This is a genomic window from Albimonas donghaensis, from assembly GCF_900106695.1.
Taxonomy (GTDB): Bacteria; Pseudomonadota; Alphaproteobacteria; order Rhodobacterales; family Rhodobacteraceae; genus Albimonas; species Albimonas donghaensis.
In genome coordinates, this window is record NZ_FNMZ01000004.1 from 36,814 (window position 1) to 52,146 (window position 15,333).

The 15,333-nt window shown below is 74.0% G+C and carries 14 protein-coding genes and 1 pseudogene; 13 read left to right on the top strand and 2 right to left on the bottom strand.

The window, feature by feature from the left end; genetic code table 11:
• Positions 1-252 precede the first annotated feature (252 nt).
• From rpmH to yidD, 3 genes are all read left to right on the top strand, one after another.
• The gene (rpmH, locus tag BLV24_RS12305) at positions 253-387 is read left to right on the top strand and encodes a 50S ribosomal protein L34 (RefSeq protein WP_092682171.1); all 135 of its coding nucleotides are present in this window, start codon (positions 253-255) and stop codon (positions 385-387) included.
• A gap of 390 nt (positions 388-777) precedes the next feature.
• Positions 778-1,455 carry a ribonuclease P protein component gene (gene rnpA, locus BLV24_RS12310; RefSeq protein ID WP_092682173.1) on the top strand — a complete coding sequence of 226 codons (678 nt, stop codon included), beginning with the start codon at positions 778-780 and terminating at the stop codon, positions 1,453-1,455.
• Positions 1,452-1,679 carry a membrane protein insertion efficiency factor YidD gene (gene yidD / locus BLV24_RS12315; RefSeq protein ID WP_092682175.1) on the top strand — a complete coding sequence of 76 codons (228 nt, stop codon included), beginning with the start codon at positions 1,452-1,454 and terminating at the stop codon, positions 1,677-1,679. Before rnpA ends, yidD begins: the two co-directional genes overlap by 4 nt.
• A 74-nt stretch (positions 1,680-1,753) precedes the next feature.
• Here yidD and BLV24_RS12320 read toward each other — a convergent pair whose 3' ends face one another.
• Positions 1,754-2,449: a hypothetical protein gene (locus BLV24_RS12320; RefSeq protein WP_092682177.1), complete on the bottom strand. Its 696-nt coding sequence runs from the start codon at positions 2,447-2,449 to the stop codon at positions 1,754-1,756.
• Positions 2,450-3,016: 567 nt separating this feature from the next.
• Between BLV24_RS12320 and ttcA the strand changes: the two are divergent.
• From ttcA to BLV24_RS12350, 6 genes and pseudogenes are all read left to right on the top strand, one after another.
• A pseudogene (gene ttcA, locus BLV24_RS12325) lies at positions 3,017-3,829 on the top strand (tRNA 2-thiocytidine(32) synthetase TtcA); the annotation flags it as partial.
• A gap of 241 nt (positions 3,830-4,070) precedes the next feature.
• Positions 4,071-4,475, top strand: coding sequence for a VOC family protein (locus BLV24_RS12330; RefSeq protein ID WP_092682181.1), 405 nt, complete (start codon positions 4,071-4,073; stop codon positions 4,473-4,475).
• Positions 4,476-4,710: 235 nt separating this feature from the next.
• Positions 4,711-5,568 (top strand): acyl-CoA thioesterase, encoded by an 858-nt coding sequence (locus BLV24_RS12335; protein ID WP_245710568.1) that lies wholly within the window; start codon positions 4,711-4,713, stop codon positions 5,566-5,568.
• A 336-nt stretch (positions 5,569-5,904) separates the two neighbouring features.
• Positions 5,905-6,909 carry an NADPH:quinone oxidoreductase family protein gene (locus tag BLV24_RS12340; RefSeq protein ID WP_092682183.1) on the top strand — a complete coding sequence of 335 codons (1,005 nt, stop codon included), beginning with the start codon at positions 5,905-5,907 and terminating at the stop codon, positions 6,907-6,909.
• A gap of 151 nt (positions 6,910-7,060) precedes the next feature.
• On the top strand, positions 7,061-7,660 hold the full coding sequence (locus tag BLV24_RS12345) for a riboflavin synthase (RefSeq protein WP_092682185.1): 600 nt from the start codon (positions 7,061-7,063) through the stop codon (positions 7,658-7,660).
• Between the two features lie 295 nt (positions 7,661-7,955).
• Positions 7,956-9,074, top strand: coding sequence for a LuxR C-terminal-related transcriptional regulator (locus BLV24_RS12350; RefSeq protein ID WP_176954727.1), 1,119 nt, complete (start codon positions 7,956-7,958; stop codon positions 9,072-9,074).
• Between the two features lie 78 nt (positions 9,075-9,152).
• Here the strand turns inward: BLV24_RS12350 and BLV24_RS12355 are convergent, their stop codons facing one another.
• On the bottom strand, positions 9,153-10,430 hold the full coding sequence (locus tag BLV24_RS12355; RefSeq protein ID WP_092682189.1) for a serine hydrolase domain-containing protein: 1,278 nt from the start codon (positions 10,428-10,430) through the stop codon (positions 9,153-9,155).
• 268 nt (positions 10,431-10,698) lie between these two features.
• Here BLV24_RS12355 and ribB point away from each other — a divergent pair, with 268 nt between their 5' ends.
• The 4 genes from ribB (at position 10,699) to BLV24_RS12375 (ending at position 15,134) form a co-directional block, all read left to right on the top strand.
• Positions 10,699-11,814, top strand: coding sequence for a 3,4-dihydroxy-2-butanone-4-phosphate synthase (gene ribB, locus BLV24_RS12360; RefSeq protein WP_092682191.1), 1,116 nt, complete (start codon positions 10,699-10,701; stop codon positions 11,812-11,814).
• 17 nt (positions 11,815-11,831) lie between these two features.
• Positions 11,832-12,308, top strand: a complete 477-nt coding sequence (locus BLV24_RS12365) for a 6,7-dimethyl-8-ribityllumazine synthase (protein ID WP_092682193.1) — start codon at positions 11,832-11,834, stop codon at positions 12,306-12,308.
• Between the two features lie 96 nt (positions 12,309-12,404).
• Positions 12,405-12,893, top strand: coding sequence for a transcription antitermination factor NusB (gene nusB, locus BLV24_RS12370; RefSeq protein ID WP_092682195.1), 489 nt, complete (start codon positions 12,405-12,407; stop codon positions 12,891-12,893).
• A 141-nt stretch (positions 12,894-13,034) separates the two neighbouring features.
• Positions 13,035-15,134: a putative bifunctional diguanylate cyclase/phosphodiesterase gene (locus tag BLV24_RS12375; protein ID WP_176954728.1), complete on the top strand. Its 2,100-nt coding sequence runs from the start codon at positions 13,035-13,037 to the stop codon at positions 15,132-15,134.
• Positions 15,135-15,333: the final 199 nt, after the last annotated feature.

Genomic DNA, 15,333 nt, shown 5'->3' on the forward strand with positions numbered 1-15,333 from the left:
GATGGGCTGCGACGGGAATGTTTCAGCCCGCAGAGCCCGCCGGAAGCGCCCATCGGCCGGGTTCCGCCCTCCGCGAGCCCCGGTTCCGGCCCCCGGGCATTGACAGCCGGCGGGGCGGGCTTTATCCGACGCGCTCCGGTTTACAGACGCCGTGCGCGCGGTCTGGGAGACGGGCGGCATTCGGGCCGCCGCTCCGGATCGATATCGCAGCGGCTGGGGTCGTCCAGAGGCCCCGCAAAAGGAGAAAGAGCGATGAAGCGCACGTACCAGCCGAGCCGGCTCGTCCGCAAGCGCCGCCACGGCTTCCGCGCCCGCATGGCGACGAAGAACGGCGCCAAGATCATTGCGCGTCGTCGCGCCAAGGGCCGCCACAAGCTGAGCGCCTGATTCCGCGCCGCGCCGCGCGCCTGCCAGAGGCGGGCGCCGGCGCGCGTGCGAATGCGGCCGGGACGGCGCCTGCGGGCGTCGGGGCCGATGGCGACGATGCGGCGAGACATGTGGACAGGCCCGGCCTTGCGCCGGGCCTGCCGCGATTCCGGCGTCGCGTCCGCGCGATGTTCGCGCGCCTCGCCCCCGCCTGACAGGGGCGGCGACGCGCGGCGCCCCGCGAGCGTTCAGGCCCGTGTGAACGTCCAGGCCCGGGCGAGCGTTCAGGCCCGGCGCCGCCAGGCCTGACGCCCCGCGTGGCATGACGTCCACGGCCATGCCAGCCCTCCGCCCGCCCCTCCGCCGGAGGCTTGGGCGGACCGTTCCGACCGGCCCCGGAGGCCCGCGCCGATGACCGCGCTCCCCCCGTCCGATCCCTCCGCCCCCGCGCCCCCGGCGCAGGCGGCTCAGGACGTCGCCCCGGACAAGGCGGCGGGCGGGGCGGCGGGCGGGGCGGCGGGCGGGGCGAATGGCGGGGCGACGGGCGCGGAGCCCTCGGTGGCCCCCTCGGTCGCTCCCCTGCCCCGCGCCGCCTTCTCCACCCTGCGCCGGCGCAAGGAATTCCTCGCCGCCGCCAACCGCGGGCGCAACTGCGCGACGCCGGGCCTGATGCTCCAGGCCCGCCTCCGCCCCGGCGACGAGCCGGCCGAGACCCCGGTCCGCATCGGCTACACCTGCTCCAAGAAAGTCGGCAACGCCGTCGCCCGCAACCGCGCCAAGCGCCGGCTGCGCGCCGCCGCGGCGGCGGCCATGCCCGCCGCCGCCCGCGCCGGATGGGACTATGTGCTGGTCGGCCGCGCCGCCGTGACCGCCGCGCGTCCCTTCGCCGAGCTGGTCGAGGATCTGGCCGGCGGCATCGCCCGCCTCCACGCCCGCGAGGACGAGGGCCGGCCCGAACGTCCCCGCCCCCCCTCCGGCCGACGTGGAAAGGGTGGGGGCAAGGGCGGCAAAGGCGGGAAAGACGGAAAAGGCGGGGCGAAGCCGGCCGGACATCCCGCAGGCAAGCCCGCGGGCCGAGGCGGCGCATGAGCCCGCTGGCCCGGGTCTTCGCGCTGCCGGTCCATGCCTATCGGCTGCTGGTCTCGCCCTGGCTCGGCCGCAACTGCCGGTTCGCGCCGACCTGCTCCGCCTATGCGCTGGAGGCGCTGGAAACCCACGGCGCCCTGCGCGGCGGCGCGCTGGCGCTGCGCCGGGTGCTGCGCTGCCATCCCTGGGGCGGCGAGGGTCACGACCCGGTGCCGCCGAAGCGCTGAGGCCCGGCGCCCCCGCGCCATGGTCGCGGCGCATGGGCCGGGCGCGCCGGGCGCCGCGCGGCCCGGCTTTCCGGTCAGCCGCTGCTCAGCAGTTCCCGCAGCAACAGCGCCGGCGCCATGCCTGGCGCGATGCGCTGCGCGTCTCCGCGCGCCGCGCGATCGGGCATGTCCGCCCTCAGCATCGCCGGGCCCGAGCCCGCCGGGAATGTCCAGGCCGCGCGCCCCAGATGCATCGCCTCGCCGGCGCCGAGCCGCAGCTCGTCCTCCGCCCCCGCCTCGGCCGTCCGCAGCGAGACCGCGACGCCCGGCTCGCCCGCCAGCGGCGCCACCGCCGACAGCCGCCAGCGCCCGCTCGGGGCCAGCCCGTAGGCCACCGTGCGCCCCGCGCCGGTCCGGGAACAGCCCAGCCGCACGCGCTCGCCGGTGTCGATCTCTTCAAGCTCCAGCGTGACCGGGCGGGGCGAGGCCTCGGCCCCGCGCCCGGCCGTCGCCTCGACGAAGACCAGCGCGACGCCCCGGTCGGCGAGGCTGCGCGGGGTCGCGCCGGCGATCTCCTGACCGCAGCCCAGCACGGTCTCGGGGCGCAGCGGCGGCGGGCCTCCGTCCTGCCCCTCGGCCCCGCAGGCCCCGAGCAGGGCCAGGGCGCCCGCGACGAAGACCCCGCCGCGAAAGCGCGGACCAACGGCCGGACGGGCGCCGGAAGGGGCGAGGGCGCGGCGATGCCCGGGACGGGCCGGACGGGAGGAGGGGAGGGGGGAGGCGTGCGGCATGGCTCCGGCCTTTGCGAACGGGACGAGCGGATCGGCTGGGGCCGAAACCCTAGTCTCCTTGCGGAAACCTCCGCAACCGGGCCCGCCGCGTCAAGCCGCAAGGGCGAGGGGTGTAGGGCGAGGGGCGAGGGGCGAGGGGCGAGAACCGCCGCAACCGCCATCCCGTCGCGCGGCGCCAAAATATTCCGAGTCCCGCGCGCCCTGCCCCACCCCCGGAAGGGCGCCGCGCCGGCCGGGCCCCCTGCCGCCATGGGCGCCCGCCGCGCGAAAGGGCCTGCGAAGACGGCAGGCGCGACGCCAGGAGATGCGCCGCGCCTCTCCGCCCTGGGCCTTGCCAGCGCCCCGCCTGCGCGACGGACGCGCCGGCAGCGCCGTTCGACAAACGCGCCCGCGCCCGGCCCCCCCGGCCGGAGCCCTGCAACCGCGCCCCGGCGCCGCCCGCCCGCCGTCTCGGCGCGGCGCGGGCGCCCCGGCGCCGCCTACGGGCCGGCCGACGCGCCGCTCCCTCCCCCCGGGCCCCATCGATTCCGGTTGCGCGCGCCCCGCCGCTGGCCTAGCTCTGCCCCCATGCTCGACGCCGAAGACGACCTGCCGCGCCTGCTCGCCGGCGCCCCGAACTCCACCGAGTTCCGCAAGCTGCGCAAGCGCCTGGTGCGCGAGACCCGCGCCGCGATCGAGGCCTATGGCATGGCCCGCCCCGGCGAGCGCTGGCTGGTCTGCCTCTCGGGCGGCAAGGACAGCTACGCGCTGCTCGCCGCCCTGGTGGAGCTGCGCTGGCGCGGCCTCCTGCCCGTCGACCTGCTGGCCTGCAATCTCGACCAGGGCCAGCCGGGCTTTCCCTCCACCGTGCTGCCCGAATTCCTCGAGCGCATGCAGGTGCCCCACCGGATCGAGTATCGCGACACCTATTCCATCGTCACCTCCAAGGTGCCGGAGGGGCGGACCTATTGCGCGCTCTGCTCGCGGCTGCGGCGGGGCAACCTCTACCGCATCGCGCGTGAGGAGGGCTGCCAGGCGGTGGTGCTGGGCCATCACCGGGACGACATCCTGGAGACGTTCTTCATGAACCTCTTCCACGGCGGGCGGCTGGCGACGATGCCGCCCAAGCTGGTGAACGAGGACGGAGACCTGACCCTGCTGCGCCCGCTGGCCTATGTGTCGGAGGCCGATTGCGCGAAATACTCGCGGCTGATGGGCTATCCGATCATCCCCTGCGACCTCTGCGGCAGCCAGGAAGGGCTGCAGCGCATGCAGGTCAAGGCGATGCTGGACGGGTGGGAGAAGAACAGCCCCGGCCGCCGCCAGGTGATGTTCAAGGCGCTGACCAATGTGCGCCCGTCGCATCTGGCCGACCCGAACCTCTTCGATTTCGCCGGCCTGATGGCGGGCGGCCCGCCTCCCCACGGCGCCAATGCCGAAGCCGCATCGGGGGCGGGAACGGGGGCGGGGACGGGGGACGTGCCGGACCTGATGGGCTCGGGCGGGTTGCGGGCCATGGCCGCGCTCGCCGCCCCCCGCGAAAACCTCCGCGAAAACCCCGCCGAAGACGATCACGACGAGGACCGCCACGCGAACCACTGAGCCGGCGCCCCGCGCAGCCGGACCGAGAAGGGAGCCGCCCATGCCGCCGAGCGTGCTGGAAACCTGCCTCTACGCCGAGGATCTCGACGCCGCCGAGGCCTTCTATCGCGATGTGGTGGGGCTGGAGCTGATCCTCTCCGAACCCGGGCGCCACCGCTTTTTCCGCGCCTCGGGCGGCATGGTGTTCCTGTTCGACCCCCGCGCCACCCCGATCCCGCCGCCCGAAGGCGCCCTGCCCGTCCCGCCCCATGGCGCGCATGGGCACGGGCATGTGTGCTTCTCCGCCGAAGGTCCGGGCGTCGAAGGCTGGGCCGCGCGGCTCGAGCAATGCGGGGTGGAGATCGAATCCCGCGTCGCCTGGCCCAACGGCGCCCTGTCGATCTACTGCCGGGACCCGGCCGGAAACTCGGTGGAATTCGCCGAACCGCGGCTCTGGGGGCTCTGAGCCGGCCGGAAGGGCGTCGACGCCCCCCCCCCCCCCCCCCCCCCCCCCCCGGCCCCGCCGCCCCCCCCCGCGGCAGTGAAAACTTGCCCCGGGTCATACGCGCGCGTATGGCTTGCTGCGGCGCCGCGCCATGATGACGCCGCGCCGCAGCAAGAGAAGGACCTGCCCCTTGAGCGATCCCGCCTCCAGCCCCGAGACCGCCCCCGGCTCCGCCTCCCGTCCTGTCGAAGAGCCGGTGACCAAGCTCTTGCGCCTGCTCGATATCGAGCAGCTTGAGCTGAACCTGTTCCGGGGCGACGGCGGCGGCGGCGACACGGTGATCCGCATCTTCGGCGGCCAGGTGATCGCCCAGGCGCTGGCCGCGGCCTGCCGCACGGTGGAGGGGCGGACCTGCCATTCGCTGCACGCCTATTTCATCCGCCCCGGCGACCCGTCGATCCCGGTGATCTACGAAGTCGACCGCGCCCGCGACGGCGGCAGCTTCACCACGCGGCGGGTGATCGCGGTGCAGCACGGCAAGCAGATCCTGAACCTCGCCGCCTCCTTCCAGGTGGAGGAGGAGGGCTATCATCACCAGCACGACATCCCCGACGTGCCCGGTCCCGAGGGCCTGCCCAGCCGGTCCGAGTTCCGCGGCGCGCTGGCCGAGGCCTCGGGCAACGCGCGGCTGGCGGAGATGGTCAAGAATTTCCCCATCGAGATCCGCGAGGTCGACCCGGTCAACCCGCTGGCGCCGGTGGCCTCGGGCGACGTCAACCACGCCTGGATCCGGGTGTCGCGCCCGATCGAGGCGGAGCCCTGGATGCAGCAATGCATCATGGCCTACGCGTCGGACATGAACCTGCTGAGCTCGGGCAGCCGGCCCCATGCGGTGAGCTGGCTGTCGGGGGACATCATGTCCGCGAGCCTCGACCACGCCATGTGGTTCCACGGGCCGGTCAAGGCCGACGAGTGGCATCTCTACACCATGGACAGCCCCTTCGCGGGCGGGGCGCGCAGCTTCAACCGCGGCCGCATCTACGACCGGCAGGGGCGCCTGGTGGCCAGCGTCGCCCAGGAAGGCCTGATGCGGCCGATCAAGAAGAAAGGCTGAGCGCGGGCGGGCGCGAAGGCGCCGCGCAAAGCGGGCGCCAGGCCGCCCCGTTCCGTCCGCGGCGCGCGGAGCCGGGGGCACGGGCGGCGCCGGGGGCGGGGCGCAGGCGGCTGACGCCGAACGGGCCGCCGAACGGGACGCGGGACGACCCCAGGGCGCGGAACGGACGCAAGACGCGGAACGGACGCAAGACGGGGCGCCGCGCGGCGTGGCAGCCTTCGCGCCTGCGCGGCGGCGGACCACGGCTCCGCCGCAAGGCCGATCCAAGAGCCAGTCCCGGAGGACCCCCATGCCCCATGCCACCGCCCGCCGCCCCCGCGCCGAGAGCCCCCGCGCATGAGCGGCGGAACCCTCAGCCTGCGCGCCATGCAGTGCATGACCCTCGACGGCCCCGACGCGCTGGCGCTCAACACATTGCAGAGCCCGCCCCCGGGGCCGGGCGAGGTGCGGCTTCGCCTCGGCGCCTCGGGCGTCAATTTCCCCGACCTGCTGATGACCCGCGGCCTCTACCAGCACAAGGCCGAGCCGCCCTTCATCCCCGGCCTGGAGGCCGCCGGCACGGTGGTCGACATGGGCGAGGGCGTGACCGGCTGGGCGCCCGGCGACCGCGCCGTGGCGATGACCGGCGCCGCCGGCGCGGGCTTCGCCGAGCTCACCACCGTCGCCGCCGACCTGCTGCTGCCGGTGCCCGAGGGCATGTCGGACGTGGACGCCGCCTGCCTCTATGTCGGCCATTCCACCGCCTGGAACGGGGTCGTGGACCGCGGCCGCCTGCAACCGGGCGAGACGCTGGTGGTGACCGGCGCCGCGGGGGGCGTGGGCCTGGCCGCCGTGCAGCTGGGCCGGGCCATGGGCGCGCAGGTGATCGCCATCGCCTCCTCCGAGACCAAGCGCGCCGTGACGCTGGAGGAGGGCGCGCATCACGCGCTCGACCCCGCCGACCCGGACCTGCGCGACAAGGTGAAGGCGCTGACCGGGGGCGTGGGCGCGGACGTGGTCTACGATCCCGTGGGCGGGCGCATGTTCACCGAGGGCGTGCGGATGCTGCGCCCCGAGGGCCGGCTCGCCATCATCGGCTTCGCGGGCGGGGAGATCGCGCAGTTCGGCTCCAACATCGTGCTGATCAAGGAGATCGAGCTGATCGGCGTGCGCGCCGGGCAGTATGGGCGCCGGCATCCGGACCGGAGGCTGGCGGCGTGGAAGCGCATGTCCGCCTGGGTGGCGGACGGGACCTTCCGCCCGCGGGTCTCGCGCACCTTCCCGCTGGCCGAGGGGGCGGCGGCGCTGAAGGCGCTGGAGGACCGCTCGGTCATCGGCAAGGTCGCGGTGACGATGGACTGACGCGGGGGACGGGACTTCGGGGGCGAGCGTGGCACGGACCCGCCCCGCCTCCCGCTCTCCCCCCCCGCTCGCCCGCCGCACTTGCCGATGCCCGCCGGCTTCAATAAGTCCGAAGCGCGGCGGCCGCGCCGCAAGCTCGAAGGAGACGCGCATGTTCACCGGGATCGTCACGGATATCGGCGAGATCGCCACGCTGGAGCGGACGGGCGACCTGCGCGCCCGCATCCTCTGCACGCCCGCCACCGCGCGCGCCGACCTGGGCGCCTCCATCGCCTGCGACGGCGTCTGCCTGACGGTGGTCGGCGCCGGCGAGACCGACGGGCGCGGCTGGTTCGACGTGGACGTCTCGGCCGAGACGGTGTCCAAGTCCAACCTCGCGTCCTGGGCGCCCGGATCGCGCATCAACCTGGAGCGCGCCCTGAAAGTGGGCGACGAGCTGGGCGGCCATATCGTGACCGGCCATGCCGACGGGGTGGCCGAGATCCTGTCGGAGACCGACGAGGGCGACAGCACCCGCGTCCTGTTCCGCGCCCCCGGCCCGCTGGCGAAGTTCATCGCCCCCAAGGGCTCGGTCACGCTCAACGGCACCTCGCTGACCGTCAACGAGGTCGAGGGCGACGTGTTCGGCGTCAACCTGATCCCGCATACCAAGCAGGTGACCACCTGGGGCGACCGCAGGCCGGGCGACCGGGTGAACCTGGAGATCGACACGCTCGCCCGCTACGTGGCGCGGCTGGCCGAGGCGGGCTGAGGCGCGCCGCCGGCCCGCAGGGAAACGCCATCGACGAAAAAACGGCCCGGGCTCCGACAGGAGACCGGGCCGTTGCGCTTCTGGAAAAGGGCTTGTGCGGCAATCGGATCGTCGCGGAGGCCAGGGCGCGAAGAACGCCCCCCGAGGTCCCTCTCCGGGCCGGCCGCATCCCGCGCCGAACCGGAGCGGGATCACGCCGCCCCCGGACATGTTCCCATCATGAAGCTGAACAGGATGACGCGCATACCTCGCATGAGGTATGTTCCGCGGGAATATCGTGTTGCGGGAGCCGGCCATGGCGCAGCCGAACTATGCGGAACCGGGCGCGCTCGCCCGGCTGGCGCTCGCCATCACGCTGGGCGACGCGGCGCCGGACGCGTTCCTGCACGCCCTCTCCGCGCTGCCCGAGGTCCGCAAGGCGGTGTTCTTCGAGCTCGACCGCGACGGCGGCGCGCATGACGAACACTTCGCCGCGAACATGCCCGACAGGGCCTGGGACCTGTACTATGCGCGCTACCACGCGCTCGATCCCTGGGCGGGGCCGGTGCTGGCCTCCGGCGAACGGTTCAACACCGCGAGCCGGCTGGTGTCGCTGGACAGCGTGAAGCGCGGCGAATTCTACAACGACTTCCTTCGGGCCAAGCGGCTTTTCGACGACGCCGCCTCGGTGACGACCCCCACCAGCTGTGGGAAGGTCGGGGCGCTGGCGCTCTACACCGAATTCGGACACGGCGCCTTCGAGGACGCGTCGCTGCGCGTCATCGCGGCCGCGGCGCCCGATATCGAGATGTTCATGCGGCTGCGCGACCGGGCGATGCGGACCGCCGACGGCGAGGCGCTGCATGCGGCGCACCAGGGGGCGGGGGCGGGGCCGAGTCCGGCGGCGCTGGTCGACGGGGCCTTGCGCGTGCTGGTCGCCGATCGTGAATTCGAAAGCCCCGCCGGTCCGGAAACCGACGTCCCCTGGCGGGTGATCCACGGGCGGGCGGAACTGCGCGACCGCCGCGCGCAGGCCCGGCTGGAGGCCTTCGCCGCCGCCGGCGCGCGGCTCGGCGCCTCCGGAGCGGCGCCGCTGGACCTGCCCTTGCTGGAGACGGCGACGCTGCGGATGGAGGCGCGGCGGGTGGTGGTCGCCGATCCGCTCTGGAAGGCCGAGCGGGGGGCGACGCTGATCTTCGTCTCGCCCTCCGCCGCCGCGGTCGCGGCGCGACGCCGGCAGGGGCTGATCGCCCGCGGGCTTACCGGGGCGGAGGCCGACGTGGTCCTGCTGCTGGCGGCCGGCGCCTCCCCGGCCGAAGCGGCCTCGGCGCGCGGGGCCGCGCGGGCCACGGTGCGCGTGCAGATCCGCGAGGCGATGGGCAAGCTCCACTGCCATCGCCAGTCCCAGCTCGTGGCGGCGGCGCTGGCGCTCTGACCTTCCGCGCCGCCCTCCCGACATGCGAAAGGGGCGGCCACGGGGCCGCCCCTCGTCGGTTTCCGGTCCGGATACGGCTCAGTCCGCGGCGCCCTCTTCGGTCATCGCGGCGTAGACCATGCTCTTGAGCCAGGGCCGCATCTCGGACCCTTTGGGCCGCGACTGGATCATGAACACGACCTGCAGGTCGTTGACCGGATCGTTCCACCAGGCCGTGCCCGCGGCGCCGCCCCAGCGGTATTCGCCGGCCCGGCCCATGGTCGGCGCGACGCCGTCCGCCAGCCGCACCGCGACGCCCAGCCCGAAGCCGTAGCCCGGTCCGGGCAGGTAATACTTGCCCGGCTTGATGCGGTCGCCGAGGTGATCCGAGGTCATGAAGGCCACGGTCTGCGGCGACAGCAGCCGCGCGCCGTCCAGCTCGCCGCCGTTCAGCAGCATCTGGGCGAAGCGCGAATAGTCGTCGAGCGTGCTGACCAGCCCGCCGCCGCCGGATTCGAAAGCCGTCTCCACCCGCGGATCGGAGAAGTCGTAGGGCCCGACCTTGCCGTATTGGGGATAGGGCTCGGCGATGCGGTCATGCTGGGCGGGGTCCTCCACCCAGAACGCGGTGTCCTCCATGCCCAGCGGCGTGAAGATCATCTCGTCCAGCGCGACGCCGAGGGACTTGCCCGACACCGCCTCGACCACGGCGCCCAGCACGTCGGTGGCGCGGGAATATTCCCAGACCTCGCCCGGCTGATGCTCCAGCGGCAGGCCGGCGAGCTGGTCGATCATCTCCATGTTGGTCAGCGCGGAATCGCCGGCGCGGACCTTGAGATATTCCTCCCGCGCCGGACCCGCGCCGAAGAAGCCGTAGGTCAGCCCGGCGGAATGGCGCATCAGGTCCTGGATCGTGATCCTGCGTTTGGCCGGCTCGGTGATCAGCGCGCCGTCCGCGTCGCGGCCGGTGGCGACCTGCAGCTTGGCCAGCGCCGGCAGGTGCCTGGCCACCGGATCGGACATGGACAGGCGCCCCTGCTCCGCCAGCATCATGATCGCCACCGAGGTGATCGGCTTGGTCATGGAATAGATGCGGAAGATCGTGTCGCGCGCCATCGGCGGGCCGTCCGGCGCCACCTTGCCGAGGGTGGAGGCGTGCACGATCTCGCCATGACGCGCGATCAGGATCGAGGCGCCGGGCATGTCGCCGGCCTCGATCGCGGCGGTCAGGCGGCTGTCGATGGTGGCCAGCCGCTCGGGGTCGAAGCCGAGCGCGGCCGGATCGCCCTGCGGCAGGGGCTCGGCGAAAACCGGGGTCGCGAACGGCGACGCCAGCGCGATCACGGCCGAAAAGGCCGCGGCGGCAAGGGGTTTCATGGTCATCCTCCCTGGGATCGTCTTGTTCGTTATGCGCCGCGCGGGGACGGGCGGCGCCGAAATGCTATGGGAGGCTTACGCGCCGATCAACCGCGGAACGCCCCGCGGCGGCGGCGGCGCGGCGTCCGGGACGCGCGCCGCTCCCGGCCGCTCCCGCGCCGTGAACAGACCGTTCCCGGGCCTTCCGCCTGCGCCCTGCCTCTGGAACTCGGGGCCCGGGCGCCATAAGTCCGGACGCAACGATATTTCGGGAGGGGACGAGGGACTCATGGCCGACACCGACTTCACCGACGCCATCTCCTCGGTCGAGGACATCATCGAGGACGCCCGCAACGGGCGCATGTTCATCCTCGTCGACCACGAGGACCGGGAGAACGAGGGCGATCTGGTGATCCCCGCCCAGATGGCCACGCCCGACGCCGTGAACTTCATGGCGATCCACGGCCGCGGGCTGATCTGCCTGGCCATGCAGGGCGAGCGGATCGACCAGCTCGGCCTGCCGCTGATGGCCTCCAACAACCAGTCCCGGCACGAGACCGCCTTCACCACCTCGATCGAGGCGCGCGAGGGCGTGACCACCGGCATCTCCGCCCATGACCGGGCGCGGACCGTGTCGGTGGCCATCGACCCGCGCTCCGGCCCCTCCGACATCGCGACGCCGGGGCATGTGTTCCCGCTGCGCGCCAAGGACGGCGGCGTGCTGGTGCGCGCCGGGCACACGGAGGCCGCGGTGGACATCTCGCGGCTTGCGGGGCTGAACCCGGCCGGCGTGATCTGCGAGATCATGAAGGAGGACGGGACCATGGCCCGCCTCCCCGACCTGATCGGCTTCGCCCAGAAGCACGGGCTCAAGATCGGCACCATCTCGGACCTGATCGCCTATCGCCGCCGCCACGACAACCTGGTGCGCGAGACCGCGGCCCGGGCGATCCATTCCGCCCATGGCGGCGAGTGGCTGCTGCGCGTCTTCGCCGACGCGCCCGGCGGGGGCGAGCATCTGGCGCTGAGCAAGGGCGACCTGAACGCCCCCGGCCCGGTGCTGGCGCGGATGCATGTGCTCAACCCGCTCGACGACGTGCTGGGCGCCAATCCGGAACGCTCCGGCCATCTCGCGGCGGCCATGAACGCCATCGCCGAGGAAGGCCGCGGCGTGGTGGTGATCCTGCGCGACCTGTCGCCGGGGATGCTGACCGCGGCGCTGGGGGGCGAGGCGCCGGGCGTGTCGCCGCAGACCCTGCGCCAATACGGGATCGGGGCCCAGATCCTCGCCGCGCTGGGGGTCCATGAGATGACCCTGCTCACCAATTCCAAGGCGCCGAAGGTGGTGGGGCTGGAGGGCTACGGGCTCTCCATCGCCGGCACGCGCGCCATTGCCCACGACTGACGCGAGGAGCCCCCGCCATGGCCAGCACCGACCAGGACGGAACCCTGCCCGCCCCCAGCTTCGAGGGCCGCGCCCCGCATGTGCTGCTGGTGGCGGCGCCCTTCTACCGCAAGGTCGCCGACGGCATGATCGCCGGCGCCCGCGCGGCGCTGGAGGCCGCCGGCGCCACGCATGAGCTGATCGAGGTCCCCGGCGCGCTGGAGATCCCGGCGGCCATCCGGCTCGCCCATGCCCGCGGCGGCTACGAGGGCTTCGTGGCGCTCGGCTGCGTGATCCGCGGCGAGACCTACCACTTCGAGCTGGTGTGCAACGAAAGCGGCCGCGGCCTGACCCTGCTGGGGCTGGAGGGCATCGCCATCGGCAACGGCGTGCTGACCACCGAGGACCTGGCGCAGGCCGAGGTCCGCGCCGATCCGGCCCGCATGAACAAGGGCGGCGGCGCGGCGGAAGCGGCGTTGCACCTGATCGCGCTGGCCCGCCGCTTCGCGGCCTGATAAGTCCGGCGCCCGCCTACAGGGAATCGGCCTCCGCGCGCATGTTTCGCCGGGGGCCGGCGCCCCTCGCTGTTTGACCGCTCCGGAGCCGCCGCCATGCCTCGTCCCCCTGTCTCCCCCGCAAGGGAAGAGCGCCGCCTCCAGCGGTCCGCCGCCCGCCTCGCCGCCGTCCAGGCCCTGTTCCAGATGGAGGCGTCCGGCGAGGACTGGCGCGAGATCGCCAAGGAATTCGAGACCCATCGTTTCGGCCAGACCGTCGAGGGCGACGAGTATCGCGAGGCCGACCCCGAGCTGTTCCGCGCCCTGCTGGAGGGCGCCGTGGACCGGCAGGCGGAGATCGACCAGGCCACCCACCGCGCGCTGGTCGAGGCCTGGCCGATCAACCGCATCGACCCCACCCTGCGCGCCCTGTTCCGCGCCGCGGGGGCCGAGCTGCGGACCCGCAAGGACACGCCCCCCAAGGTGACCATCGTGGAATTCGTCGACGTGGCCCGCGCCTTCTTTCCCGAGGGCAAGGAGACCGGCTTCGTCAACGCCGTGCTCGACCGCATGGCGCGCGAGGCGCGGCCCGAAGCCTTCCGCTGAACCCCGCCCGCGACCGAGCGGGATGCGGACGCGGGCGCGGGCGCGGGCTCTGTCCGCGTCCTCACGCTTTCTTCACTGCTCCGGCACTAGACCCATCCGACGGCCGACCGCCGTCTGACAAGGTCCGATATGCCCGGGGACATGAGCGCAAAACTGACACTGGCCGCGATCCTCGGCCTGTTCGCGATCTACGCGGCCGGGTGCGGGGCGCTGATGCTGCGGCAGGCGGAGGCGATGCGCAGCGCCGACCTCTCGGTGCAGGCGATGCAGGCGGAGGAAACGCAGGCCGCGGCGCTGGCACGGCAGGCCCGGCGTCTGCTCGACCCCGATGCGGATCGCGCGGAGGCGCTGGACCGCTTCTCCGCCCTGCTGCGCGGCTTCCGCTCCGGCCGCTTCGCCCAGCCACGGCTGGAGGATGAGACGCCTCGCCAGGGCGACGCCCTCAACGGCGAGGATGAGGCGGCCCGGGCGTTCCAGTCGCTGATGCGCGCCGCCGCGGCCATCGCGGAGAGCGCCGGGGCGGATGACTGGGACGCCGGAAGCGAGCGGTTCGATGCGTTCCGGGACGCGTCGCCCGGCGCGTCCTCCTCCCCGGCCGGGGCCCTCGCCACCGCCGACCAGGAAGCCCTGGCGCAGGATCTGGAAGCCGCCGCCCACGCCCTCGCCTTCGCCCATCGCGGCCGGCTGAACCGGGAGAGGCTGGAAGCCTCCCGCGCCGAGTCGCGGCTCCGCAACCTCGCGCTGGCCGGCCTCGGCGGCGGGGCGGCGCTGTTTTTCGGGCTTGTGCGCTTCGGGCTCGCGCCGCTCGCCCGGCGGATGAACAGCCGGGCCGACACGCTCGAATCGCTGCTGGCGCGGGAGCGGGCCGAGGCCACCCATGACGCCGCCACCGGCCTGCTCAACAGCCGCGGCGTGCGGGAGCGTCTGGCCAAGGCCATGGCCGCGCCGGACTGCCGGCCCGCGCTGCTGCACCTCGCGCTCGACCACGCCCGGCTGACCCGCGGCGCGCTGGGGGCGGACCGCACGGACCCCGCCCTGCGCGCCGCCGCCCGCCGGCTCGCCGCCCTGCTGCGCCCGGGGGAGACGCTGGCCCGCGTCGGGCTCGGCGAATTCGTCGTGGCCCTCGATCATGTCGCGGCGCCCAACCAGGCGGAGGCCGTGGCCCGCCGGCTCATAGACGGCATGAACCGGACCATCGTCGAGGATGGCGAAGTGCTGAGCCTGCCGGTCCGCGCCGGCGTGGCGGTGTCGCTTCAGCGCGACCGCGACCCGGACGCGCTGCTGTCCGACGCCGCGCTGGCGCTGGACGAGGCGGTGCGGGCGGGCGACCGGCGCTGCGCGCTCTACGCCCCCGCCATCCGCGCGGCGCAGGAGGCCCGCGCCCTGACCGCGGTGGAGCTCGCCGGCGCCTTCTCACGCGGGGAGATCGTTCCCTATTTCCAGCCGCAGGTGCATCTGGGCACGGGCGCCCTGCTGGGCTTCGAAAGCCTGGTTCGCTGGCGCCACCCCGAGCGCGGCGTGCTGGGCCCGTCGGAATTCGTGCGCATCGCGGAGGAGACGGGCCAGATCGAGCGGATGGGCGATGTCGCCATGCGCGCCTCGCTGGCCGCTCTGGCGGAATGGCGCAATCTCGGGCTGGGAGTGCACCATGTGGCGGTCAACGTCTCGGCGCGGGAGCTGCGCGACCCCGCGCTCGCCGACAAGCTGGCCTGGGACGTGGACGCCGCCGGGCTGAGCCCGCGCAACGTGGCGCTTGAGGTGCTGGAGAGCGTGCTGGTCGAGGACGACCACGACCCCGCGATCCGCACCGTGGCGGCGCTGGCGGCGGCCGGGTTCTCCGTGGAGCTGGACGATTTCGGGACCGGCCACGCCTCGATCAACAATCTCCTCAAGATGCGGGTGCACCGGATCAAGATCGACCGCGCCTTCGTCACCGCCCTCGATCGGCGGGAGGAGAGCCGAAAGATCGTCGGCGGCATCGTCGGGCTCGCCTCCAGCCTCGGCATCCAGACCCTGGCCGAGGGGGTGGAGACGACGGAGGAAGCCGCCGCCGCGCGCGCCCTGGGCTGCGAGCTGGCGCAGGGCTTTCTCATCGGCCGCCCGATGCCCCGAGAGGCGGCGGAGCGCTGGATCCGACACTGGGATGCGGAGGCCTTCATGCGCGCCCTCACCGGGGTTGAGGACGCGGCGCCGGGCCTCTCCGGACGCGCCTTCGCGCCGGGGCGGATGCGGCAGGGCTGAGCGCGCGTCGGGGCCGCGCCGGCCGCGGGCGTGGTCCGCATCGCCTCCCGCAGCGTCGGGCGTCGACCGATGAAGGGGTGGATGCAAGCGGCCCTTGGCCATCGAAGCCAGGCGCCACGCTCCGGCGCCCCGGCCGGCCCCAGGGCGACCCGCTGTCGGAGGGCGGGCCCGCCCCGGATGACGCGGCTCTGGCGGACGG